This is a genomic window from Ohtaekwangia koreensis, assembly GCF_900167975.1.
Classification (GTDB): Bacteria; Bacteroidota; Bacteroidia; order Cytophagales; family Cyclobacteriaceae; genus Ohtaekwangia; species Ohtaekwangia koreensis.
The window spans coordinates 741,135-765,752 of record NZ_FUZU01000001.1 but is presented as its reverse complement, the minus strand read 5'-3'; the positions used below and the strand labels follow the sequence as shown (position 1 = coordinate 765,752).

The window sequence follows — 24,618 nt, the reverse complement described above, 5'->3', positions numbered from 1 at the left end:
TATATTTGTCTTCATCAAAAGAAAATGTTATGCAAAAAATAACGCCATGTCTATGGTTCGACAGCAATGCTGAAGAGGCCATGAATTTTTATTTATCAATATTTAAAGATTCAAAATTTCTTTCCATAACGCGCTATGGAGATTTAGGACCCGGGCCTAAAGGATCTGTCCTCACGGCGAGATTTACTATTCACGGTCAGGAGTTTTTAGTTTTAAATGGCGGGCCGAAATTCACTTTCTCGGAAGCCATATCGTTTATCATTGCTTGCGAAACACAGCAGGAAATAGATGAGTATTGGGAAAAGCTTTCAGCAGGAGGAGAAGAGCAACGGTGTGGTTGGTTAAAAGACAAATATGGTTTATCGTGGCAGATCGTTCCCAGCATACTATACGACCTGATACAAGACAGCGAATCTGAAAAATCGAAACGAGTAAGTAAGGCTATTTATCAAATGGTAAAGCTTGATATAAATACATTGATGGAAGCCTATCAGGGTTAAGGCATAGCGATTTAAAAATTCAGGAGTATGCAAATTTATACGTATATGAAAACGGAAACATCATCGCCTGCAAAAAACGTAGAGGAGTATATATACTCGCAGCCGGAAGCTATCCGGATTTTGTTGGAAAAATTGCGCAGTGCCATCAAAGCGGCAGCACCGAAAGCAGAGGAAGTTATCAGCTATCAGATTCCAAGCTATAAATATAATGGAGCGCTCGTTCACTTTGCCGCATTCGAAAAGCATTGCTCCTTCATCGTGGTTAATAAAAATATTTTGAAAATCTTTGAAAAAGAATTACGATCTTATAAGACTTCTGGAACGACCATTCACTTTACCCCGGAGAATCCAATACCAGCAGCACTTGTCCAAAAAATTGTAAAAATAAGGATCAAAGAGAATGAAAAAAGAGTCGCAACCAAAACTTCCCCGAAAGGGAAACAGCAAACTAAATCTTCCATTAAAAGCAAGTAAGAAAAAACCTGCTGCCACTCGCCTTGCTGCTGCTGCAGATATACCTGTTCGCCTTGAAGCGAAACACTTTATTGAAAAGTTAAAACAACATCGTTCGGAAGAGGAGCTTGAAAAGATTCAACGCTATTTTAAATCCGGTCAGGGTGAGTATGCTGAAGGCGATATATTTATAGGTGTACGCATGGGACAGGTCTTTACGCTCGCCAAAGAATTTATGGAAATGCCGCTTGATGAAGTTGAGAAGTTACTTGAAAGTCCGATTCATGAAGTACGTACAGGTGCAGTGAGCATCATGGATTTTCAGGCACGCAAAAAGAATATACCCGAGAGCAAGATGAAGGAGTTGTTTAACCTATATATTAACCGACACGACAGAATTAATAACTGGGACCTCGTGGACAGGTCTGCGCCCTATGTTGTTGGTGGTTACTTATTCAATAAACCACGTGCTATTTTATACAAGCTCGCTCGCTCTAAAAATGTCTGGGAGCGCAGAACCGCGATCGTCAGCACTTATTATTTCATTCGGAAAGGTGATGTGGCGGATACATTTAAAATTGCAGAGATGCTGTTAAAAGATAAACACGATCTGATCCACAAAGCCACAGGAGGCTGGTTGCGCGAGGCGGGCAAAAAGGATCGAGTGAAACTGATAAGTTTTTTGGATAAATATGCAGGCACGATGCCACGCACTGCATTGCGGTATGCTATCGAACACTTTGACAAAAAACAACGCGATCATTACCTGGCACGATAGATAGCCAGTATATATACTATAACATAACTGTAAACGTAGTTCCCTGTCCAAGAACCGATGACAGTGTAATGGTACCATCAAGTTTTTCAACCGTTTCCTTTACGAGATAAAGACCGAGTCCAGAACCTGTCGAGCGGGTCGTTCCCCTATAGAACATTGAAAATACTTTAGACTGCTGCGTTTCATCGATCCCTTCTCCGTTGTCTGCAATAACCAGCTTCAGGTGTGATGATTCAATCCATGCCTGTATGAGAACATACGGATCATCTTTGGTTTGATCGCTATATTTAAATGCATTCGAGATCAGGTTATTTAAAACAATAGAAAGTCGCATAGGATCAGTCTCAATTTTCAGTTCAGGCTCTATATCGATCTTTACGCGCACACGTCCGGCAGCTTCCATATACCGTACATCGAAGAGCGCCTTCTCTACATATTCACGCAGGTTAATTTCCTTTCGTTCAATTTCCAGTTTGGCATTTTTTGAATATTGGCTGATGTTGCCTAATACGTTTTCAAGCTTTTCCACCCGGTCGCGCATCATGGTGTGATAGGTATGCAACTCGTTTGGACTAGATGAACGTTCGCAAAGATTGATAAGTCCTTGAATAGAATTAAGTGGTGCACGCAGATCGTGTGAAGTACTATATATAAACCGATCGAGTTCTTCGTTGGTCTTGGTGAGAATCAAGTTCTTTTCAAGAATTTGTTTTTCACGGTTCTCCAATGATGCCTCCACCGAATGGTTAATCCTTACCAGGAAATATACCGCCAGCACAGAGAAAAAATACGCTATAACCAGGTTATTATCATAAGCACGCTGAAGGTATGCCGGATCTATAGGGCGATTTGAAACGATACTGAATTCAGTAAAGCGTGCGATCAGGTAAAGACTTCCGGACAATGCTAAAAATACAGCCGTACTCTTTTTCTCTTTTGCATCAAAGAAGACAAGTGCAGTTAAACTACTTATAATAAAAAACAGGAATGCTGAAGGTACCGGTGGCTCGCGTGAGGAAAACGCAAACACTATAAAATTCATGATGAGTAATAGTATACACTTTGCCAGCCAGTGTCTGCCGGTTTTATTTACCCATAAAGCAATCAGCAGCACTACAATGAAAATATAGTATAGGAATACGGAAGGGTTATAACTACGAACGTAATTGATTACGATATAATATATCGAAGTAGCCAGCGAGACAAGAGCACTGTATCCGGCAAGAACAGCACGCCTATAATCGGACAATGATTTCTCACCCCGATCACCGACAAGCCAGAATTCAAGTTTTTTGAACATAGACATATTAGCAGCCTGTTCTGATTGTATACTTGGTTGCCGGTATGTCCATAAAAATGGCAGACTGTCGCTGGTGTTATCTTCAGACAGGCCGGGCTTCCGCTGGCACAACTAATAAGGCTGCGTACCTTTTGTAATATACAAAAAACTCGTGCCTGTTTGCCTTCTTCGAAAAATCTACTTTGGAGCCGATCCTGGTTTTGCATCGCTATACTATTTTAAAGCCATAGACCCATTTTATATGATGGAAAGATTTTTAATCAAAACATAAACCCTTTGAAGATGTGATTGCCTACTTTTGCCTCCTCAATTCCTGAGATTAAGCTCGTATAGTATGAAGAAAATAATCATCAGCGTGTTTACGCTTTTTATAGCATTCACAGCATCGGCACAACATGATCATAGCGCAGCTTCTGCGCCCGCGGATACGCTCAAGAAGAGCATTCCAAGAGAAGTACATGCACAGGTTGGCGCGGCACACCTGATGTTACATTATCATGCACCTGCTGTGAGAGGCCGGCTGATCTGGGGTGGACTGGTCCCATATGGTGAAGTATGGGTAACGGGAGCACACTCGGCTACATCCTGGGAATTCAATAAAGCTATAGTAGTAGGTAATACTACTATAGCGGCAGGTAAATATGCCGTGTTCACTATACCCGGAAAAGAAAAATGGACGGTCATCATAAACCGAAACTGGAATCAACACCTGGCCGATGATTACAGTGCTAAAGATGATGTGGCGCGAATTGATGTCACTCCGCAAACTACAGCAGCACTGCAGGAACGGCTTCAGTATTCCATTACATCGCAATCAAATTCCAATGGTGTACTTTCAATCCGTTGGGAAAAACTAAAATTAGATATCCCATTTCAGGTGCGGTAAATATATAGCATTAAACTCTGTTGAAATAAAATCCACACAAGTACATATAGTATAGAATTGCGGATTACTACAGTATCGCGATAGTTATAGCTTCCGGTTATTCATCGTCTTCAACAAACAATCCCCAGCCATCGCCTTCTTTGGGAGATTTATGGAAAGTCTTGATCCACTCACGGAACAGCAATCTAAAGGCTTCAATTTCCTTTCGCAGTAAGCGAAGGTATTCTTCGGGAAGTACTTCTTCAAAAATCAATGACGCAGTTTGTGTCTGCAGGCTGCGTGCGTGAATCTTTACAACGGTGGCGTTCTCCATCTTCATGATGAAATCATTCATCGCCTCTGCACTGGCAATCTTTTCAGGAATGACAATGGAATCTTCAAGCATAACATTACTGTGAATCATTCGTATTTCCTCATCATCTATAGAGTCGATAATACGTCTTGTCAATTCACAAATTTCTTCTGCCTTCTGAAAAATTGGTAACGCTTCCACACGTCTCCTTTCTTTTTCCGGATCGTAGTCAGCATCATCCATTTCCTCATCATCGTCATTCCACATGATTCGCGCTTGTTAGTATAGTATTAAAGTTATGAATTATTTGATGCATCCACTGATTGTAGTGCTCTATACTCTTTAAAATATACCGCCCCGCTTTCGCGAACTTCTTCGAGGAGTGCTTCCGAAGAGCATTCCAAAAACACCACGTACAAGTTCTTTTCCTACTTGCTTCGCGATGGGTGACGTCATAACTTCTTCTAACGTAGATTTCTCCTGTTTGCGAGATGTTGTGCTGCGCTTCGGTTTTGACTCCTCCTCCTTTTCACTCTCTTCTTCGGCTTGCTTTATGCGCTCGCTTAGTATCTCAAACGCACTTTGCGGATCGACTGCATCTTTATACTTTTTATATACTTCAGAATTATCAAGTACATTTTTATACTCTTGCTCACTTAACGGTTCCATGGAAGAAGCCGGTGGCAGCAAATGTGTTACTACTGTTTCGGTAGGAATTCCCTTTTCATTCAATACTGTAATAAAGGCTTGCCCGGTTCCGAGTTGTGTAAACTGCTGTTCCATTTCATAAAACTCAGACTTGGGAAATGTCTTTATAGTTTCCTTCAGAGCCTTTACATCATTGGGAGTGAATGCACGAATAACATGATGGATTCTATTTCCCAACTGTGCCAATACGGATGCTGGTATATCTTGTGTTAATTGTGTACAGAAGAAAACGCCAACACCTTTCGAACGGATCAACCGAATTACCTGGTCAATCTGATCCATGAAAGCTTTGGGAGCATCTTTAAATAACAAGTGTGCCTCATCTAAAAAGAAAATCAATTTCGGTTTATCAAGATCACCGGCCTCTGGCATTTGCTGATAAATCTCAGCGAGCAACGCAAGCATAAACGTAGAGAATATAGCAGGCTGCGATTGTATATCTGACACATTCAATATACTGATAACACCACGTCCATCTACTTTCTCAAAGAGGTCATCAATATCAAAGGAAGTCTCCCCAAATATCTGATCAACACCCTGCTGCTCCAGCGAAACTATCTTTCTCAGAATTGTACTCGCTGTTGCCGATGAGATCTTCCCGTAGTCACTTTTTATTTCTGCAGCTCCCGCCCCTTCTGTCAGGTAATTCAAAACTTTTTTCAGGTCATTGAAATCAACAATCGGAAGATTTTTATCATCGGCATACTTGAAGAGTATATTTAGTACGCCTGCCTGTGTATCATTCAACTCTAAAATTTTCGTCAGCAATGCAGGGCCAAATTCCGTAACGGTAGCGCGCATCTGTGCACCCAGCTTTCCACTCAGAGAGTATATTTCAACAGGTAAACTATTTGGTATATAGTTTACACCCAACGCTTGAGCACGCTCTGTTATTTTACTATTCACCACGCCCTCTTTTGCTATACCTGAGAGATCACCTTTCATGTCAGGCATAAATACAGGTACACCTGCCGCAGAGAGTTGTTCCGCCAATACCTGAAGTGTTCGCGTTTTACCGGAACCTGTTGCTCCGGTTACCAAGCCATGACGATTCATCATACGCATCGGCAGACTAACTTTTGCTTCTGCTATAATTTCATTTTGATATACACCTGCTCCCAGGTAAATGGATGGAAGATTAGTGGTATATGATTTCTGAATGGCTTCTCTGAATTTTTCTACTGACATAGCTCTGTAATTAAAAGACGTTCTCCTATACGCTTAAGCCGGCTTTATAGTTATGCAATTTATAATTATAGCTGAACGGAAATAAAAGAGGCTCGATTTTTTCGAGCCCCTCTTTTTTCATTCAACTGATTTATTTTTTATCCTCATAATTCTGGAAACTATACGAGAATCCAAAATTAAATAGCTGACTTACCTGTGCACCACTATCCTGATCGTAATCATATAGTAAAATACCGCCCAGGCTTACGGTGATGAACCTATTTACTTTTGAGCTGAACATAAGATCAAGACGATGATCTATAGTCTTGAACTCAAGCGTTTCATAATTAGCATACATCAGGTAACGCCACTTCAGGTTTACATTGGTGAAGATGTCTTTATCGAATTCAGCGAGCATCTGAAATGCAAGCCATTCCAAACGCGTAGTCTTTGTTGAGTCAACACCGTATGGTTCAGGGCCAACAGTTTGTGTAAAGCGCCTTGGATCCTGTACAATAGTTAGTCTTGGAGCGAATGGAGACAGACGTACTTTGAAGTAATCCGTAGGATGAAATTCAGCACCCCACGCAGAAGTAATGAATGCTGGTGCTAAGATGTCGGAGATGAGTAACTCTTGCTCTGTACCGGTAGCATCATCTTCATATTTATACCCTTTGGTAAACTGAGAGAGAAAGTTGAGGGATGTGAAGAGATCCCAGTTTTTATTTAGCTTATAGCCATACTTCGTATCGAGGTAAATACGATCATTCGTCTTACGAAAGCCTTGTCCGGCGTTCTTAACAAATCCATATAGTAAATCAATTTCAGAGTCCCAACTGGAGTTGTTTTTTACGTAAGCAAACTTGTAGTTGAGTTGTGAATTAAAACCAATAGAATTAATACCACCGGCCTTCCAGTTAGAAGAGAAAGAGGCTTGATTAAAATTCAAACCAAACGTAAACTTCTTTTGCCAATTAGAAAGAGTATCAGGCTTTACAATCTGAGCCTGCGCAAGGGATCCTGACAATAAAATTAAAGCAACAACAACAATGGAGGTGATCTTTTCCTTCATACACATGGGTTAAGTTCGAAATTAAATACTTAGAACTTAAAAACCCAAACAACGAAAACTAGATGTTGTTAAGCTTTATTTCATCCAACGCTACTTCTGTAAGAGGTTTGGTGATGAATTTGATAACGTGATTGTTGTTAACGATTTTATCAATGTCGCGCTTATTATCCGAGCTTGAAAGAATAATAACTTTGCATTTGTTACGAACGAGTTCATTGAATTTTTCGAATTCATATAAGAATACGAAGCCATCTACAATCGGCATATTGATGTCGAGGAAGATCAGGCTTGGGAGATTTTCAGGAACATTTTGATTCTCGCGCAGATAGTCCAATGCTGCCTTTCCGGAACCTTTAACTTCAACGCGTTTGGCGAACCTCGTAATTTCAATGATACGCTTACTGATAAAGTTATCAGTATCATTATCATCTACAAGCATTACTAGGTCGATAGCTTTAATGTCTGTTTGCATTCAATAGTCAATAATTCAGTCCACACATCCGATTTCACGAACTACAAAAATATCCTTTTTTAGAATATTTGGGAACGTGGTTGATAAATTCCGAATGAGAAGTAATAAATAGAAAGAAAAAAAGTAAAAAAGCTTACTTGCTCTGCTTCACCTTCAGTTTTTCACCCACCGATAAAGTGAAATCTTTCTTGTTATTCCATTCCATCAATTCCTTAATAGTTACACCATACTGGCGTGCTATGCTATAAAGTGTATCCGTAGTCTTAACCTGATGTTCAATTTCTAAAGTTTTATCTGCTGTTACAACATTATTTTCAACGGGCTGACTTTCAGAAAGCTTCAACACCTGCCCTGGCTTAATACTTTCCTGCAGATTAAGATTATTGGCGCTCACTAAATCCATTACTCCTAAATTATACTGCCGCGCTATAGCATAAAGCGTTTCTCCGGGTAACACTTTGTGAGTCTCGGGCCGTGTTGTTACTGCAACTTCAGGCACTTGTTGCACAACCGTGTCCATTACGGGGATTACCACTTCTTTTACTTGTAAGGTTTTAGATGAATCCAGCGGTTCCTGAGTTTTTACGATGTTAACAGGCTCTGGAGTAACAGTTATGGGCTTGGCAATAACCGGTGTTGCAACAGCGGTTGCTTCTGTTTCCGATGGATTAACACTCCATGCAAATGTTTGAGAGTTGTCTATCTGTACTACTTGCGTTGGCGCTACTGTCTTATCCGAGTTCTTCGGTTTACGTGCCGACAACCACATAGTCATTCCCGGCTTTATATCATTATCCGAATTGATGCGATTATAGTGCTTGAGCTTCTTCATTTGTATGCCATACTGCTGACTTATACTCCACAAGCTTTCACCATTGGCCACAGTGTGATACGCTGTCGCTGCGCGTGCACGTTTTTTACCCAACAGATAAAATTGTCCTTCATGCAAATTCTCGCTAATCGAAAGATCATTCCATTTCAAAAACGATGACAGTTCAACTCCTGAACGAGCAGCAAGCTGTGATACACTCTCTCCTGCTTTCGCTTCGATAGCCGTTATACCATTGATTTTTTTACGTGCATCTTTTTTATTTGAAGCCACCGTTGACTCACCAACTTTCTTAGCACTTGCTTCGCCCGCTTTCGCGATTACTGTCTCCGGTAATTTTATATCCGAAGCATTTCCTTTTACAGGAATCATCACTGCATATACTCTGTCATCCGGTATAGTACCAGATCGCGCCCATTTGTTATAGGCTATCAACTCCGTTTCATCAACCGATACTTCCTTCGCAAGATCTGCCAGTGTCTTTTTACTTTGATTCTGATAGGACAACACCTGTATTTGTCCTTGTCCTTTTATTAATTCCTCGAAGGCCACCTTATGTGCAAGAAATTTCTTAACGTACCAATATGTTTTGCTGGTGATCTCGGTATTCTTCTCACCACTCTTGCTCTCTTTCTCACTGCGCAATACAGCTCCTGCTCCCATCTGATATGCTTGCAATGCAAATAGCCAATTGTTAAAGTAGCCATTGTTTTTCTTGATATAGCGGGCAGCAGCTCGTGATGAAGATACGATGTTCATGCGTTCATCAATCTCTCTATCTACACGAAGTCCCATCTCCAATGCTGTAAAATCTTTGAACTGCCAGAAGCCAACAGCTTTGGACACTGAGACAGCATCTGCAATCAACGCGCTCTCCTGAAGTACGAGATACTTGAAATCATCCGGTACATTTTCTTCTTCAAAAATTTTCTCGATGATCGGGAAGTATGTTTTTGCACGTTCAACTTTTATGTTGTGATGACGTGGTGATGCTGTTAATGCATCTACATCTTTCTGGATTTCCCTGCGGGCATCATCGCGGATCGTAAGCGTCATGTCCGCAAATTGCATCTTGTGCGGAACCTGAGGTGTCTGCGCTGCTACGGTAAACTGTACCGCAAAAAATAGCGCGAAGATTGATCTCATCATTTTAAAAATTTATTAAGAGGGGTTGTAAAAGTTTTACAAAGATACCTTTCTCATCAACATAATACCATCTCTTATCGGCAGAAGTACATTTTCTATCCGCGGATCATCTTGTATTTTTTTATTGAACTCCAGAATGGCACGTGTGTCCTTATCTGGTTTCTTATCCAGCACCTTGCCACTCCACAAAACATTATCTGCAAGAATAAAACCACCAGCGCTCACTTTGCTGATCACCAAATCGAAGTAAAAACTATAGCGCTCTTTATCTGCATCAATAAATACCAGGTCGAATGTCTCATTCAAGGTTGGTATAATCGTAGCAGCATCTCCTATTTTATACTCTATTTTCTTTCCCAGATCTGTCGAATCAAAGTATCCGCGGACGCGTTCTTCCAGTTCTTCATTTATATCCAGCGTGATCAATTTACCATCTTGCGGTAAACCTTCTGCCAGGCACAACGCTGAGTAACCGGTATAAGTACCGATCTCCAATATCGTCTTCGGCTTGATCATATAGCTCAGCATGGACAACACCTTACCCTGCAAATGTCCTGACAACATGCGCGGCATCATTACCTTCGCATGTGTATCACGATCTATCTTTTTTAAAAGCTCGCTTTCGCGGGATGTGTGTAGCTCCGCATACTGCTGGATGGATTCGTTTAGTATATCCATAATGTTTTCGTTGGAAAAGTTGGGAAGTGTGAAAGGCTGAAAAGTCCGGAAGACCGAAAGTCAGAAAGTTGGGAAGTTGGGAAGTCTGAAAGTCCGGAAGGTAAAGAGCCTTCTCTGTCCTCCGTCCTCCAGACTTTCGGTCTTATTAACTTCACTATACTCTTTACGTCTTTCTGACTTTACGGTCTTTCTGACTTTCGGTCTTATTACCTTGCTATATTCTTTACGTCTTTCTGACTTTACCGTCTTCCCGACTTTCGGTCTTATTACTTTACTATATTTATTCTTTACTGTCTTCCTGACTTTACCGTCTTCCCGACTTTATGACTCCCTAACTTTTTATACTTTCTTCTTTCCATTTGCCTTCCCTTTCTCACTCTCAGGAATCATCGTGAGGAAACTTAGTTTCTTTTCATCAAATATATCCTGCGCTACATCTTGAAGTTTCAAGGCGTCTGTGGCATCGATCATATTGAAGATCTCTTCGAGTTTCGGCACTCGATTGTAGAGTAACACGCTTCGTGCCATCATTAACATCAGGCTCAGATTATTTTCTTCTGACATTGCCAGTTGCCCTTTGATCTGCTCCTTCGCGGCTGCAAGTTGCGCTTTCGATAAAGGTTTGTCACAGAACCTGTTCATCTCCTTCTTCACCAAATTTATACACTTGTCCAATTGCTTGGGTTCCGTTCCAAAGAAAACAGCAAACATACCGGTGTCTGAGTACGGAATGTAGTGAGCATCTACAGAGTATACCAATCCATACCGCTCACGAAGTGATAGATTCAATCTTGAGTTCATGCCCGGACCGCCCAGTATATTTACCAGCAAATATAGGGGTACACGGTTACCGTTATGAACCGGATAGGCTTCACTTCCTATAGCACATTTCGCTTGTTTTACGGTTCGCTCCAATACCTGGTATGCAGGTTTATAGGATGAGAACTTTCTGCGTTTACCGTTAAGCTGATGTGTCTTGAAGTTTTCCAAATACTTTTTCGCAAGACGTTCTACATCATCCAGCGCTATATCTCCAACACATGAAAAGACAATCCGCTTTGTATTAATGTGTTCTTTAAAGAATGAAACGAAGTCTTTCTTTTGAAACGTATTGATCGTCTCTGCACGTCCGAGTATATTCATTCCCATCGGATGATTTTTAAACACCACCGATTCAAATTCATCCTGAAGCGATTCATCGGGACTATCCAGGTACATGGCCATCTCTTCCAGAATCACACCGCGTTCTTTTTCAAGTTCCTTCTCGGGAAATATAGAATGGAATGTTATATCGCTTAGCAGATCTATAGCGCGTTCAAAATACTCTTTGCGAACAGAAGCATAGAAAGCTATTTTTTCTTTATCTGTATAGGCGTTCAACTCACCTCCTACAGAATCGAGACTACTTATTATGTCGAGCGTTTTTCTTTTGCGTGTCCCCTTAAAAGCCATATGCTCCCAGAAGTGAGCAATGCCCTGGTTGGTGATTGATTCATCCCTGCTTCCAATATCCAACACCAATCCGCAGTGCACAATGGCCGAAGTTGTTACCCGCTGATGTACCACCCGCAGGCCGTTTGATAAGGTAAAAATTGTACAATCTCTCATAGTTTGTGCGAAGTTAAATCTTTTAGGATCAGGCTAATGTTGTCGATCCTTCCAGTCCGAGATAATAACACAAATTTCACCGCGAAATTTCCCGGTATGTCAACATGACGTAACTTCCTGAAAATAAGGATAATTAAACTTCCACCGCTATCCTTGTTTGCTCAGCGATTTAAGTTTCATGCCACTTTTACCTTTCCTGTCTGATTTTTCGTCCCATCTGCGGACGAATTCGATCGTCTTCGGTCGTGTGTTTTTGAGGTGCCCGTGTTTTTGATAAAATTCATCATAAATTAACTGGCATATTGATTGTAAACTTTTCAGACATTATGGAAACACATAGAGTAAAAACCTGCTTCACCATTACCTTCACGGATGAGCAGTATACCCGTGCCAAGTACTATGTAGAAGATATGAAGCGTCACCCGAACCGGATTTTCTGGAAGGGCAAGGAGGGTAAAACGGATGATGAATTAATCATTGAACAGATTGCACACCGTATTCTATCCGGCTTCTATAACGATGATCCGCTTACAGCAGGAAGACACATTATGCGTATGGACAGTACTGCCACGCGATAGCTATAGCATTAGCCGTTATCTGTTAATCGTAATCTGAACTGGCCATGGGTTAGTGACCTTTTCTGTTTTTGCGATTAACAATAACGATTGGTTTTACCATGTACTGCGGGATACGCTTTGAGGAAGGTTTACTACAAACCTATACCGTCCTAAAGTATATACCTCCGGGATATATACTCCGTAAGAAAACTAAATTCTGTCGAGTATTTTTTTGATCAAGGCATCTATAACCTTGTTAGGGTCTTTGGAGAATTTATTTTTAACGCGGTTTGCTATAATGGCGTTCACACTTAATACTTCATGTCCCAATAAACGAGCCATTCCATAATAGCCGGCAGTTTCCATTTCAAAATTGGTAAGCCAGAAATCGCTGCTCTTGTTGTGATAGTAATTTAGTTCTTCGAGTAAAGCAGGATATTTAATAGAGGTACGCAGGGCACGTCCTTGTGGTGCATAAAACCCCGGAGTCGTAACCGTGTTGCCGACAATCATGCCTTCACCAAACTGTTCGCGCAACATCTCTGAGCCTTTAATAACGTAGGGCACGATTGGCAACTTCGCTTTTTTATAAAGATCGTTTGCTATCTCTTCTTCAAACTCATTCATCTCCAAATTATAGAACGACATCAGGTTATCGAGGCCGACAGCATAATCGGTTACGAGATGAGAATCTAACGGTACATCATCCTGCAATGCCCCTGAAGTGCCAATGCGAATGATTTTTAATTTTTTCTTTTTGCTTTTAAGCTCGCGGGTTTTGAGGTCTATATTTACCAGCGCATCTAATTCAGTAAGCAAGATCTCGATGTTATCGGTACCCATCCCCGTGCTTATCACTGTGATGCGCTTACCCTTATAGGTTCCCACTTGCGTGATATACTCACGCTTGTTCATTTCAAACTCTATATCATCAAAATGTTCGCTTACGCGATAAACGCGGCCGGGATCACCAACCGTGATGATAATATCCGATAAATGTTTTGGTAATAAATTAAGATGGTATACACTACCATCCTTGTTCAGGATCAGATCTGTTTCTGAAATTTTAGGCATAGTGCCAGAAGTGTCGCCACCCGTTAACAAAAGTTATTCAACAAACTAACTATTCACTTTCTGAGCCGGATTGCCAAACACCGTTTCACCAGCCTTTACTGGAGCAATCACTACTGAACCTGCCCCCACCCGCGCGCCTTTGCCAATGGTTATTCCCGATACAACGGTAACACCTGAACCTATAAAAACTTCATCTTCAATTTCCGAGCCTGCGCTGATAATGCTTCCTGCACCGATCTGCACAAAATCTCCAAGCTTGGCTTCCGTGCCAATGATGGCTCCTGCATGAACCAGGCAATGATTACCAATACTTACTCCGGCACCGATTTTCACGCCCTGGTCTATAAAATTTCCATGGCCCAAATCGGAAGAAGAAGCAACGATCGAGGACGGATGCACCGCATTCACCGGCTGAATATGTCTTTCCTCCTGAAGCATTTTAACCAAGTTCTTACGAAGCTTGTTATCATCTTCAGCAACAAACGCCTCACATTTCTTTCCAATGAGTTTCAAAAATCCATCGTCATCAGTACTGCCGAGTACAGTTACATTATCAATCTCTGTATTGTGAAGCTTTTTATCGTCATCCAAAAAACAATACACAACATTTCCGTTGGCATCAAAAATTTCTTTTGCTGCGCGACCAAGATGATTCGCTCCAAAAATGATTACCGGATTTTCCATACACAGTTTAAAACAAGATCAGCAAAGGTAAATTTCAAGTAACTACTGTACAACTATCAGTGTAATCTTTGTATAAACAGTTTTAGTCTGTCGATGATAGGATTGTTGCACGCAATCAGCAAAAAGAAGAATGACTGAAACCCTACCTTGTAGCGCGACAGTGTTCCAAAATTTGGAGTAGACAATGACAGGAATATGCAAAGCAACGCAATGTATACGATGGTCGTAAAAACAAGCAATCGATTTTGCGCGTGGATCAATCTTTTAAATCGCGTAAGCGCAGCTATAGTAAGAACCAGTAAAACTAAATTCTCCAACGCTACAAGCCACTGAGAAGCGGTGTGAGCTTCCCATACAAAGGGTCTGAATAAACCCGATAACAATGCGTTGGGTGAATGGTATAAAATGCTCGAAGCCTCTGGCTGCAAATCGGTATACTCGATTTGATCTTCCGGAGATGAAAGCCGCGAGAGCATCTGATAATTTTCTACAATGACATGCAGGAAACGTTCGGGATAAAAATTAGGATGTACCTGACTCGCTATATATAAAGGTGCTATAAAAATGATACTCCAGGTTAACACTGCTATATACCAACGCTTCATCGCTATGCGCGGAAGTATTACGAGCTTCATTAACAATGTGGTTGCCGCTACAGGGAGTAATACCGCGAGGTAGTAATATTTCAGATTCCACAAAATCCATAATGCCAACGGTATAGTGAGCCATTGTATGATGGATACCTTTTCTTTTTGGAAGATGCGTAGAAATATAGCAGCCAGGAAATATAGCGTTGCCATCGCGAGGCTCTCCTTAATCAACCCTGAACACCAAAAGACAGCCGATGGTAAAAAAAGGAACGCTAAAATTGCGGGTACTACAATGGAAGTATGAAGCTTAACGATTTGCTTTACCAGATACCACGCTGATAAAAAAGCAAGGAACGACAAGTGAAGCGATACTATCCAATAGTTATCACCGCCAAGTAGGCAAAATATACTCGTCACCTTGCTCATATATAGGGCACGTGGTCGTTGAAAATTCAACTCATGCCATATCGGATATTCACGATTTCCTTTCCATAAGAACTCGACATACGACCCAACGTTATCACGCGCCATGGACGAGAGTTTTACTCCATCTTCATAATAGCTGAACGTATCACCCACGGTATAATAGTATTGATACAACAACCCGAGTGCTATACCACACAACAGTTTAAAAACAAAAGCAGGCCAGAAGGCTTTCCTGATGGAAGAATTTTCAGATCGCCATAGCATAAAAGCGATTGTGAATAATACTAAAATATTGGCGACTGCTATAATCGTCATTTACGAATCGGTTTAAGTAATGATGCTCCGATATTGCAATCTAAACATCTGCGCTTAGAACAAAAATTAGTATACAATTCAATTAAACCTTGCGAGTCAAAAGCCATTTTTGATTTTATCCCAACCGTTGCCCACCGCCTGGTTATGAAGTTGAACTCTGATGGAACCTGCTGGAGAATCATGATAGCCCGTTCTAAATACAACGAGTCGTCTTTTAATTTTCCATAGGCAACTAGCAACGGTGCTACTGTATTTACAATGATATTGTCGATGCTCATTTCACCGAGCACCGCTATCGCTTCACGTGAAGTTTTCCCGAGCAGGTAATGATGAAGCCAGTAATCGGATTGCTTTACTGAGAAAAGTAATTTCAATTCTTCATAGGTAACAGCCTCTAATATTTTACTGACTATATTCTTTTGATGCAGCAAAAGTCCTGCAAACTGCGCTAACCGAATGGTGGGAAAATTAGCAGGACGAAGACGAAGAAATTTCCATTGCGCCAAGTTCAATTTCGAGGAACCTAGTGAGTATTTATGACTCAACAACGCATACTCTCTTTTTAACAAGCGGATATACTCGTCATCAACTTTTTTATCGTCCAGGAAACCGGCTTGTCCGAATATCAAGGCCTCCACACATTCACTTTTATCAGCATGCTTCAACACGGTTTTATAGGGCAAGCCTTGTGCGAGCTGCAAAAAGGGATCAGCATTTATTTTGAAACCAAAGTTCTTCGCCAACAATTGATAGCAGGTCTCTTCCCAATTATTATGGTTACGTTTCAACAATGCAAAAACATCTTTTGATTTTCGTTCAAGCCGCTCGGTTAACATTTTATCGAGCGTTGAAAATATAGTTAACTCAGAGACTTTACTAAAAGATGTAGCGCACGGAATTTCTTCCGGATTATTAGCAAGCGTTTTATAGCGTAGCAGCAGATCATCTTCCACTCTGTTTTTTAATTCCAATGTTGGTAAAACAGAACCGTCCTTTCGTGTTACAGGTTTATCGTTATTCCACACCACATGCAAAGCCACGGTGTCATATGCGGCATCGTGATCATGCCGATGATCAATCCAGCCGGAAGCATTGATGTGTATCTCTGCACTGCCGCTCCATTCTACAGCGCCAATTTTAATTCGTATATCCTGAAAATCAGGACCGGCATGTGTATTCCGGTAACCGGCATGAAATATACTCACCGGTTCGCCATCGCTCGTTCGTAAATCTTGCTTATTGAAATATTGAAACTGCCACAGGTAGTGAAGAAAAGATTCAGACATCGGTATAACATTTAGCTAACGAGATGTCGAGTTACAATTTTGCACTATAGCAGTCAATCACCCAATTGGAAGAAAATCCGCTTGATCTAAATGTGTCGTTGTAGTGTAAACTACGTAAATGCATGCAGATAAATCTCCATACTCTGTTGTACTTTCGCTGCTTCTTCACTGGCACGTTTACTGAAATCTTTTTCAGCAGATGCATAGATAATGGCACGGGCAGAATTTACCAGCAAGCCGCAGTGATCGTTCATCCCGAATTTCGAAACCATTTCAAGATCACCACCTTGCGCCCCTATACCGGGTACAAGAAAAAAATGATCAGGCGCTAATGCGCGGATGCTTTGCATCTTCTCCGCTTGCGTTGCTCCAACCACATACATCAGTTGATCGGGTGTTGACCACTGCTGTGATTTGCGGATCACCTCTTCGTATAGTTTTCTACCATTCGATTCAAACAATTGAAAATCGCTGCTTCCGGGATTGGAAGTATGGGCCAGCAGTATTACCCATTTGTTTTTAAAATCAAGAAATGGCTTTACGGAATCTTCTCCCATATAGGGGGCAACAGTAATGGAATCGAAATTCATCTGCTCGAAAAATGCTCTTGCATAGAGCGATGATGTGTTGCCGATATCACCACGCTTGGCATCCGCTATCGTGAAAATATCTTTCGGTATATATTCGAGCGTTTTCTGTAAGCTCTCCCATCCTTTCGGGCCAAGTGCTTCATAGAATGCTATATTGGGTTTATAGGCAACGGTATATTTATGAGTAGCATCGATGATCTGTTTATTAAACTCAAAAACAGGATCGGCTGCTGACAATAAATGCTTGGGAATTTTCTGCAGATCAGTGTCGAGACCAACGCAGAGATACGACTTCTTTTTTTTGATTTGCTCAAAGAGTTGTGATCTATTCATGGAATTCCGTTAAGCGTGTTGTAAATGGTGACGCAAATGTAGCGAGCCTAAAACAAAAGAAGCAACCTATCGGCTGCTTCTCTGCTATATATCTTATTAAATCGTATTAGCGTAAATCTACTACCTCAACGCCCGGGTATTTTTTCAGGTCGAAGGCGAAGAAGCTATCGTCTATTTTCACATTCGGGTTGAACTTGCTGATGGTATACTTGTATTTGTTTCCACCTTTATCAAACATCGTCCAGCTTTGAATGCTTTTATCCTTTTTGTTGATGAACATTTTGATCTTGAAATACTGAGCATCTTTTTTTTCAGGCACCAGGTCGATCTCTTCGCAGAGTACACCACCTTCGGTTTTATCCTGAAGGTATAAATACTTGAATCCTTTTTTATAAATGTCGTAGATCTTGGAAGGATTAACATCTTCAGAACCCGGATCGTAATTATCAATGTTCACCTCTTTAGCTTCGGGTAGATAGGTCCACACCGTTGAACCATTGTTTATAACTTCCTGCTCCGGAAGAGCCAAGCGAAATTTATCACCCTTTACCGTGATCTTGCCTTTAAATTCCTCGTTCACTTTTTCAACATCATTGGTCAGTACATACGAGATGCTTGCTTCAAAAGCGGGTATCGCCTTATATTTTTTGCTCATGGCATCCAGAGACTGAAGAGCTTTTGGATCGTATTGCGCCGATACAGAGATCGCTAAAATCATCGCGCAGAGGGCTAAAATCGAGTTTTTCATTCCTTAATAACTTAAAAATGTCCGCAAAGTTAAAATTGATTGTGTTTTTCTTTCAATGCGGTCAATAATTGTTCCAAACTATACTCGTCTTTAATCAAAACTTCACGAGCCTTACTACCTTCAAAAGAACCTACAATACCGGCAGCTTCCAATTGATCGATCAGTCGTCCTGCCCGGTTATACCCAAGTTTCAGCTTTCGCTGGATCAGAGAAGTACTTCCTTGCTGGTGCATCACAATTAATCGTGCAGCATCTTCGAAGAGCGCATCGCGGTCTGAAAGATCTACATCGCCAGGACCGCCTTCATCATCTCCTTCATATTCCGGAAGCATATAGGCTGAATCATATCCACGTTGTGAACCTATAAATTCTACAACTCTTTCAATCTCTGGAGTATCAACAAAAGGACATTGGATCCGGATAACATCGGAGCCGGTAGACAACAACATGTCACCCTGGCCAACAAGTTGATCAGCACCTCCTGAATCAAGGATCGTGCGCGAGTCAACTTTCGATGTAACTCTGAAAGATAAACGTGCCGGGAAGTTTGCCTTGATTACACCGGTAATAACGTTTACCGAGGGACGCTGCGTGGCTACCACCAAATGTATACCGATAGCACGGGCAAGCTGCGCAAGGCGAGCAATCGGAGTTTCTACTTCTTTGCCGGCCGTCATCATCAAATCGGCCAACTCGTCAATCACCAATACTATATATGGCAGAAAGCGGTGGCCCTCTTTCGGATTAAGTTTACGCGCTACAAATTTAGCGTTGTACTCTTTCAGGTTTCGTGCACCGGCATCTTTCAGGATCTCGTACCGGTTTTCCATTTCTATACATAGCGAGTTCAGCGTATGCACTACCTTCTTGGTATCGGTAATGATAGCCTCTTCGGCATTGGGAAGCTTTGCCAGATAATGTCTTTCAATTTTACTGAAGAGCGACATCTCCACTTTTTTAGGATCGACCAACACAAACTTGAGTTGTGACGGGTGACGCTTATATAATAGAGAAGCGAGAATAACATTCAACCCTACAGATTTACCTTGACCAGTCGCACCGGCAACCAGCAAGTGAGGCATCTTGGCAAGATCGATCACCAATACTTCGTTTGAGATAGTTTTACCCATCGCCACCGGAAGCTCCTTATCAGTTTTAGAAAATGCTGCTGAGGCAAACACGGAACGGATACTTACCATCTCGCGATTCTTGTTAGGTACTTCTATACCGATAGTACCTTTACCAGGAATTGGAGCAATGATACGTATACCCAGTGCTGATAAACTCAGCGCGATATCGTCTTCCAGATTTTTAATACGCGAGATCTTGATACCCGCATCCGGCACAATTTCGTATAGGGTAACCGTGGGACCGATTGTAGCTTTGATACTCTGTATACCAATCTTAAAGTTGACAAGCGTAGCAACGATCTTGTCTTTATTTTGATTGAGTTCTTCCTGGCTCACACCAGCTTTACCGGTATCATATTCGTTCAGTAGCTCAAGCGTTGGAAATTTAAAACTGCCAAGATCAAGTGTAGGATCGTATACACCTTGTTCTGCTACAAGCTTCTCCGCGAGTTCATCTGTCTCAAGCGTTTCCTCAATGATAAATTCAGGCTCTTGCTTTACTTCTTTTACAGGCTCTGTTATTTCTACTTCGAGCTTTAATTCTTTTACAGGCTTCACTGGCTCGACAGGAGGTTTCACCAGTACAACAGGTTCAGCCGCTTTCTCTTTCTTCTTATCCGGCCAATGATCTTTTTCATCTGTATATTCTGAAACCACTGGTTCCTCTGCAACCTTCTCTTCATCATCATCCAAAATTGCATCGTTGCCCATAGGCTTCGGATCCTTCGGCATAAAAAGAGGGATAGCCGTTACGTTGAAATAAAAAATGATGAAGACAAAAAGTGATAAGATTAAAATGAGGAATGTTCCCCACCCAAACATGCTTTCACTTAACTCTGCCAGTTGCAAACCAAAGCCTCCTCCAAGGAAACTCCACTCACTCACACCTTCGTTGATGAAGATCATATAGCCGAGCAACAGACAAAGCCATGCTCCGGCAAAAATGGAGAAGATCGAATATGAGAAAATCCGAAGCAGCTCTTTATTGAATACAATTTTAAAACCTACTATAAAAAGGAATGGAGGAATGAAGAAAGCAGAAATACCAAACCAGCGATTGATAAAATAATCGGAGATGACCGCGCCATAATATCCCAGCCAGTTTCGAATTTCTTTGCCAGATTCAATAATCGATGTACTCTCCTGTGGATGTACTACATCAAAATCTGATTTCCATGTAAAGAGGAATGAAAACAGCGCGAGAAATAAATACACCCCAGCTATCATTAAAAAGAATCCGATAGCAAGTTTAAAGCGCGGATCTTTTAAAAATGAAAGATCAAGTTTTGGTTTAGAGGCAGCCTTACCCTTCTTCTCCTTCTCGGGCTTCTTAAATGTATTTGACTTATATGTGTTCTGTGCCATGCTTGATTCCCGCAAAACTAAAGAAAAACCCTGAAAGTGAGGTATGAATAACGTGTTCAAAAAAACGAAATTGCCTTTGTGTTAAAACCTGACTCGTTCTACCACGTACTTGATCCTGCTAAATTTTATTAACTTTCTAAGTTGTGAGACCCCACGCGACTTTTATTGTCCTATTTTGTTTACTGACTTCGCTAGCGAAAGGTCAGTACTATCATTTTGAAACGATCACCGAGCAACATGGATTGTCTGACAATCGTGTTACTTGTTTTCTGAAAGACCGAACGGGCTTTATGTGGATCGGTACTGCCAACGGGCTAAACCGTTACGATGGCTTTCAGTTTAGAATTTACAGGCCTGGCAATAAACAGTTCAACATCTCGCATGAACACATTAACGATATTGAGCAAGACAAGTCAGGACGACTTTGGATCGCTACCTGGAATGGACTGAATGTATTAGATGTTGAAAAAGATAGCCTCTATATTTTCTCTTCCGATGATAAAGCCAATCGGCAGAAGAACGATAAACTCAGCAGCGCGCTGATCTGGGATATATATGCCGATGTACAAAGCAGGATCTGGATAGCACCCGACTCCCGCGATCTCTGTTACTATGATCTCGTTACGCGCGCCTTCATTTATTTTCCGTGGAGAACGTTTGTACAAAAAACATTGCCGACAAGGCCGACAAGTGCCTATACTGCAATTCAAAAAATTAGTCCGAAGTCTGCTGATGAACTGTGGCTCGGCACAACGGCCGGGCTCTTCAGCTTTAACACGCGGAAATATACTTTCGAATATCATGGTGGTGATGATCCTGCAGACTTTGTCTCCATCCGCACGAGCGCTGACCAGAAAAAGGTTTTCTTTGGACAGGAAAAATTATACGTCTTTCATACCGACAGCAGCGCTTTACATGAAGTTGCACCTCGCAGTATAACTCCGTTTACTTTAAATCATCATGAGATTTTTATTATACCTACACTAAAAGGATTGTGGATACTTGATCCGGAAACAGAACAAGCCGCTCCGCTTCTTGTAGATGATGTAAACCCATTCAGTATACATCACGAAAATGTTACCGATGTATATCAACAAGGAGGCATCACCTGGATTGGCACATCGCGAGGTATACGAATTCATGATCAACACACCAATCTATTTCCATTTACACCGGTGTTTACAGATGCCAGCACATCACTCTCCGGAAACTGTTATCATATTCTTGACAGTGAAAAAGATGGCAAATACTATATCAGCTCCTATACTCTCAACAAGCTTATTGTCATCGATAAAAAAAATGGAAGTATACAGGAGATCACTTCGCTCGATGGAAAACCATTACTGAAATGTGCCTATACCTTTGAAGACTCTCAGCAACGACTGTGGGTATTAACCAGCAGGAATATATTTATCTCCGATACAACGCATCAGCACTTCAAAGCTTTTCCGTATCCGGAACGGGAAGATAATTATCTGTTTAACGAGATGATCGAAGATGAGCTTGGGAATTTCTGGTTTGCTTCTATGCGCTATGGCGTTTTTCATTTCGACTCGGAAACAGAAGTATGGAAACTTTTCACCGAAAGGGAAGATGGATTCTTTGCTTCACGTCCTACGTCATTACTCTCCGATCCGAAGCATCACACGGTGTGGATTGGCGACTACGGCTTCGGTATATTTCAGTATGACCTGAAGCAAAACAAATTCAAATATACCGGTACAGATATGAGTGATCCATATAGTTTGCACTCATCGCTGGTGAATGATCTTACGCTAGATAAAAATGGAGATGTATGGATCGCCACTACTTCCGGCGGTGTGAGTAAATATTCATACAACGCACGTACCGGGAAAAACTTCGCCACCTATTCCATCGAAAACGGATTACCTGAAAGTACTATTCAATCCATCGAAGTAGATGTCCATGGAAATCTCTGGCTTGTGTCGTTCAAAGGACTTACGTGCATCAACCCGAATGGAAAAATTATACATCACTACGACAAGACTTCAGGATTACCTTTTTCAAATTTAAGTACAGCCATTACACGCAACAGTAAAGGCGAGTTAATGACGGGCGCTGGAAATGGTTTTATAAAATTTCATCCGGATAGTCTCGTACATCATTCCGATACATTTCCGGTGGTAATTACCCTTGCGCAAATAAGCGATAGTGTTATCACGTCTTTGAAGGAATCCGTATTCCCCTATCAACAAAATGAGTTGATGATTGAATTCGCTGCGCTGACCTTTACGTTACCCAACCAAGTAAAGTATTTTTACAAGCTCGATGGTTTTGATAACGACTGGATCGATGCTGGCAATAAACATACTGCACACTATATAAACCTAAGCGATGGTCACTATACATTTCAGGTAAGAGCGATCGATCAGACGGGGAAACCATCTTCGAATATTGCATCCATTGAATTTACAATCACACCTCCATTTTGGAAACAGTGGTGGTTCTTAACGATCGTGATTGGTATCGCAGCCTATGCCATGTATTCCGGAATCATTTCGCTTCAACGCACTTTCACAGCTCAAAAAATATTGAATCAATTCGCTACATCTCTCTATAACAAAAACACGGTGAAAGATGTATTCTGGACCGTGGCTTTGAATTGTGTTGACCTGCTCAAGTTTGAAGATTGCGTGGTATACCTCATGATTCCCGAAGCACAAATCCTCGTGCAAAAAGCGGCAGCGGGTCCAAAGAGTCACGAGCCATTTCGCATTATGAACCCGATCGAAATCCCGGTAGGAAAAGGTATAGTAGGTACAGTGGCAAAAACCGGCAAGTCAGAAATCATTCCTGATACTTCGAGGGACAGGAGATATATAATTGACGATCAATCACGCTTGTCAGAACTTACCGTGCCCATTGTAGTAGAAGGAAAAGTGTTTGGTATAATTGATTCAGAACACAGTCAAAAGAATTTTTACAACCGCTGGCATTTACAAATGGTGGAAGAGATTGCCGCTATATGCAGTGCCAAGATCAGCCGGTATTTTGTGGAGGAACAAATTCGCAGTAAAGTAGCGCGCGACTTGCACGATGATATGGGCTCAACATTGTCGAGTATCAAAATCATGAGCAACATTGCTTTGGAGAAACGCGAAACAGAAGCGTCACAAGGATACTTGAAATCAATACGTCAGAATGCAGCCCTCATGCAGGAAAGTATGAGCGACATCGTGTGGGCCATCAATCCTGAAAATGATTCACTTGAAAAAGTAATCATCCGCATGAAAGAGTTTACAGCCGAAATTCTCGAACCGCTGGACATACATTATGAATTTATTGAAGACGGAGATTTTGCAACGGCACGGCTAGACTTGCATGTGCGGAAAGATTTTTACCTGATTTTTAAAGAGGCTATTAACAATACCGCGAAGTATAGCGGTTGCCGGAGATTGATCGTTCACCTGACGCGTTTTACACAAGGAATACGTTTGCGGATTAGTGATGACGGCACTGGCTTTGACATTTCTAAGATTTCATCTGGCAATGGATTAAAAAATATGCGTTACCGCGCAGAATCTATTCATGCTGTATTACAGATAGAATCGGTACCACATGAAGGCACCAGCATTATTTTAAGAATCCCGCTCACATAAACAGGGTATCT

The 24,618-nt window shown here is 41.4% G+C and carries 21 protein-coding genes; 6 read left to right on the top strand and 15 right to left on the bottom strand.

The genetic code is table 11. From position 1 onward, the window contains the following. Positions 1 to 29 precede the first annotated feature (29 nt). The 3 genes from B5Y40_RS03335 to B5Y40_RS03325 are packed head-to-tail and all read left to right on the top strand — an operon-like array spanning position 30 to position 1,731. Positions 30 to 500 (top strand): VOC family protein, encoded by a 471-nt coding sequence (locus B5Y40_RS03335; protein ID WP_079685282.1) that lies wholly within the window; start codon positions 30 to 32, stop codon positions 498 to 500. Positions 501 to 545: 45 nt separating this feature from the next. Next, positions 546 to 974, top strand: coding sequence for an iron chaperone (locus tag B5Y40_RS03330; RefSeq protein WP_079687067.1), 429 nt, complete (start codon positions 546 to 548; stop codon positions 972 to 974). Next, positions 901 to 1,731, top strand: coding sequence for a DNA alkylation repair protein (locus B5Y40_RS03325; protein ID WP_079685281.1), 831 nt, complete (start codon positions 901 to 903; stop codon positions 1,729 to 1,731). The genes B5Y40_RS03330 and B5Y40_RS03325 overlap by 74 nt, the downstream gene beginning before the upstream one ends. A gap of 16 nt (positions 1,732 to 1,747) precedes the next feature. Here the strand turns inward: B5Y40_RS03325 and B5Y40_RS03320 are convergent, their stop codons facing one another. Next, a complete protein-coding gene (locus B5Y40_RS03320; protein WP_079685280.1) occupies positions 1,748 to 3,037 on the bottom strand; it encodes a sensor histidine kinase in 1,290 nt (429 codons plus the stop codon). Between the two features lie 328 nt (positions 3,038 to 3,365). Between B5Y40_RS03320 and B5Y40_RS03315 the strand changes: the two genes are divergently transcribed. Further along, a complete protein-coding gene (locus tag B5Y40_RS03315) occupies positions 3,366 to 3,917 on the top strand; it encodes a DUF2911 domain-containing protein (RefSeq protein WP_079685279.1) in 552 nt (183 codons plus the stop codon). Positions 3,918 to 4,014: 97 nt separating this feature from the next. Here the strand turns inward: B5Y40_RS03315 and B5Y40_RS03310 are convergent, their stop codons facing one another. From B5Y40_RS03310 to B5Y40_RS03280, 7 genes are all read right to left on the bottom strand, one after another. Continuing rightward, positions 4,015 to 4,476, bottom strand: a complete 462-nt coding sequence (locus B5Y40_RS03310) for a hypothetical protein (RefSeq protein WP_079685278.1) — start codon at positions 4,474 to 4,476, stop codon at positions 4,015 to 4,017. Between the two features lie 75 nt (positions 4,477 to 4,551). Next, positions 4,552 to 6,105, bottom strand: coding sequence for a helicase HerA-like domain-containing protein (locus B5Y40_RS03305; protein ID WP_079685277.1), 1,554 nt, complete (start codon positions 6,103 to 6,105; stop codon positions 4,552 to 4,554). A 130-nt stretch (positions 6,106 to 6,235) separates the two neighbouring features. Next, positions 6,236 to 7,156 carry a DUF3078 domain-containing protein gene (locus B5Y40_RS03300; RefSeq protein ID WP_079685276.1) on the bottom strand — a complete coding sequence of 307 codons (921 nt, stop codon included), beginning with the start codon at positions 7,154 to 7,156 and terminating at the stop codon, positions 6,236 to 6,238. Between the two features lie 58 nt (positions 7,157 to 7,214). Further along, a complete protein-coding gene (locus B5Y40_RS03295) occupies positions 7,215 to 7,628 on the bottom strand; it encodes a response regulator (protein WP_245840463.1) in 414 nt (137 codons plus the stop codon). A gap of 133 nt (positions 7,629 to 7,761) precedes the next feature. Next, a complete protein-coding gene (locus tag B5Y40_RS30055) occupies positions 7,762 to 9,606 on the bottom strand; it encodes a LysM peptidoglycan-binding domain-containing protein (protein WP_079685275.1) in 1,845 nt (614 codons plus the stop codon). A gap of 33 nt (positions 9,607 to 9,639) precedes the next feature. Then, entirely contained in the window at positions 9,640 to 10,281 is a 642-nt protein-coding gene (locus B5Y40_RS03285) for an O-methyltransferase (protein WP_079685274.1), read from the bottom strand. Positions 10,282 to 10,620: 339 nt separating this feature from the next. After that, a complete protein-coding gene (locus tag B5Y40_RS03280; protein WP_079685273.1) occupies positions 10,621 to 11,889 on the bottom strand; it encodes a M16 family metallopeptidase in 1,269 nt (422 codons plus the stop codon). A gap of 326 nt (positions 11,890 to 12,215) precedes the next feature. On the opposite strand from B5Y40_RS03280, the gene B5Y40_RS03275 reads away from it, so the two are divergent. After that, the gene (locus B5Y40_RS03275; protein WP_079685272.1) at positions 12,216 to 12,467 is read left to right on the top strand and encodes a hypothetical protein; all 252 of its coding nucleotides are present in this window, start codon (positions 12,216 to 12,218) and stop codon (positions 12,465 to 12,467) included. A 189-nt stretch (positions 12,468 to 12,656) separates the two neighbouring features. Here B5Y40_RS03275 and B5Y40_RS03270 read toward each other — a convergent pair whose 3' ends face one another. The 7 genes from B5Y40_RS03270 to B5Y40_RS03240 form a co-directional block, all read right to left on the bottom strand. Then, complete coding sequence (locus tag B5Y40_RS03270) at positions 12,657 to 13,520, bottom strand: nucleoside phosphorylase (protein ID WP_079685271.1); 864 nt, start codon at positions 13,518 to 13,520, stop codon at positions 12,657 to 12,659. 45 nt (positions 13,521 to 13,565) lie between these two features. Continuing rightward, positions 13,566 to 14,204: an acetyltransferase gene (locus B5Y40_RS03265; protein ID WP_079685270.1), complete on the bottom strand. Its 639-nt coding sequence runs from the start codon at positions 14,202 to 14,204 to the stop codon at positions 13,566 to 13,568. Positions 14,205 to 14,260: 56 nt separating this feature from the next. Further along, entirely contained in the window at positions 14,261 to 15,535 is a 1,275-nt protein-coding gene (locus B5Y40_RS03260; RefSeq protein ID WP_079685269.1) for a hypothetical protein, read from the bottom strand. Then, entirely contained in the window at positions 15,532 to 16,821 is a 1,290-nt protein-coding gene (locus tag B5Y40_RS03255; RefSeq protein ID WP_079685268.1) for a DUF2851 family protein, read from the bottom strand. The genes B5Y40_RS03260 and B5Y40_RS03255 overlap by 4 nt, the downstream gene beginning before the upstream one ends. A gap of 110 nt (positions 16,822 to 16,931) precedes the next feature. After that, positions 16,932 to 17,744 (bottom strand): orotidine-5'-phosphate decarboxylase, encoded by an 813-nt coding sequence (gene pyrF, locus B5Y40_RS03250; RefSeq protein ID WP_079685267.1) that lies wholly within the window; start codon positions 17,742 to 17,744, stop codon positions 16,932 to 16,934. A gap of 106 nt (positions 17,745 to 17,850) precedes the next feature. Further along, positions 17,851 to 18,492, bottom strand: a complete 642-nt coding sequence (locus B5Y40_RS03245; protein WP_079685266.1) for an outer membrane lipoprotein periplasmic chaperone LolA1 — start codon at positions 18,490 to 18,492, stop codon at positions 17,851 to 17,853. Positions 18,493 to 18,521: 29 nt separating this feature from the next. Next, positions 18,522 to 20,987, bottom strand: a complete 2,466-nt coding sequence (locus B5Y40_RS03240; RefSeq protein WP_079685265.1) for an FtsK/SpoIIIE family DNA translocase — start codon at positions 20,985 to 20,987, stop codon at positions 18,522 to 18,524. A 143-nt stretch (positions 20,988 to 21,130) separates the two neighbouring features. Here B5Y40_RS03240 and B5Y40_RS03235 point away from each other — a divergent pair, with 143 nt between their 5' ends. Then, a complete protein-coding gene (locus B5Y40_RS03235; protein ID WP_079685264.1) occupies positions 21,131 to 24,607 on the top strand; it encodes a sensor histidine kinase in 3,477 nt (1,158 codons plus the stop codon). Positions 24,608 to 24,618: the final 11 nt, after the last annotated feature.

Bases quoted from the DNA above. Each gene is read 5' to 3' on its own strand.
- B5Y40_RS03325 (WP_079685281.1), top strand. From the start codon at position 901: ATGAAAAAAGAGTCGCAACCAAAACTTCCCCGAAAGGGAAACAGCAAA.
- B5Y40_RS03265 (WP_079685270.1), bottom strand. From the start codon at position 14,204: ATGGAAAATCCGGTAATCATTTTTGGAGCGAATCATCTTGGTCGCGCA.
- B5Y40_RS03240 (WP_079685265.1), bottom strand. From the start codon at position 20,987: ATGGCACAGAACACATATAAGTCAAATACATTTAAGAAGCCCGAGAAG.
- B5Y40_RS03330 (WP_079687067.1), top strand. From the start codon at position 546: ATGAAAACGGAAACATCATCGCCTGCAAAAAACGTAGAGGAGTATATA.
- B5Y40_RS03270 (WP_079685271.1), bottom strand. From the start codon at position 13,520: ATGCCTAAAATTTCAGAAACAGATCTGATCCTGAACAAGGATGGTAGT.
- B5Y40_RS03245 (WP_079685266.1), bottom strand. From the start codon at position 18,492: ATGAAAAACTCGATTTTAGCCCTCTGCGCGATGATTTTAGCGATCTCT.
- B5Y40_RS03305 (WP_079685277.1), bottom strand. From the start codon at position 6,105: ATGTCAGTAGAAAAATTCAGAGAAGCCATTCAGAAATCATATACCACT.
- B5Y40_RS03255 (WP_079685268.1), bottom strand. From the start codon at position 16,821: ATGTCTGAATCTTTTCTTCACTACCTGTGGCAGTTTCAATATTTCAAT.
- B5Y40_RS03320 (WP_079685280.1), bottom strand. From the start codon at position 3,037: ATGTCTATGTTCAAAAAACTTGAATTCTGGCTTGTCGGTGATCGGGGT.
- B5Y40_RS03335 (WP_079685282.1), top strand. From the start codon at position 30: ATGCAAAAAATAACGCCATGTCTATGGTTCGACAGCAATGCTGAAGAG.
- pyrF (WP_079685267.1), bottom strand. From the start codon at position 17,744: ATGAATAGATCACAACTCTTTGAGCAAATCAAAAAAAAGAAGTCGTAT.
- B5Y40_RS03315 (WP_079685279.1), top strand. From the start codon at position 3,366: ATGAAGAAAATAATCATCAGCGTGTTTACGCTTTTTATAGCATTCACA.
- B5Y40_RS03285 (WP_079685274.1), bottom strand. From the start codon at position 10,281: ATGGATATACTAAACGAATCCATCCAGCAGTATGCGGAGCTACACACA.
- B5Y40_RS03275 (WP_079685272.1), top strand. From the start codon at position 12,216: ATGGAAACACATAGAGTAAAAACCTGCTTCACCATTACCTTCACGGAT.
- B5Y40_RS03300 (WP_079685276.1), bottom strand. From the start codon at position 7,156: ATGAAGGAAAAGATCACCTCCATTGTTGTTGTTGCTTTAATTTTATTG.
- B5Y40_RS03310 (WP_079685278.1), bottom strand. From the start codon at position 4,476: ATGTGGAATGACGATGATGAGGAAATGGATGATGCTGACTACGATCCG.
- B5Y40_RS03295 (WP_245840463.1), bottom strand. From the start codon at position 7,628: ATGCAAACAGACATTAAAGCTATCGACCTAGTAATGCTTGTAGATGAT.
- B5Y40_RS30055 (WP_079685275.1), bottom strand. From the start codon at position 9,606: ATGATGAGATCAATCTTCGCGCTATTTTTTGCGGTACAGTTTACCGTA.
- B5Y40_RS03260 (WP_079685269.1), bottom strand. From the start codon at position 15,535: ATGACGATTATAGCAGTCGCCAATATTTTAGTATTATTCACAATCGCT.
- B5Y40_RS03280 (WP_079685273.1), bottom strand. From the start codon at position 11,889: ATGAGAGATTGTACAATTTTTACCTTATCAAACGGCCTGCGGGTGGTA.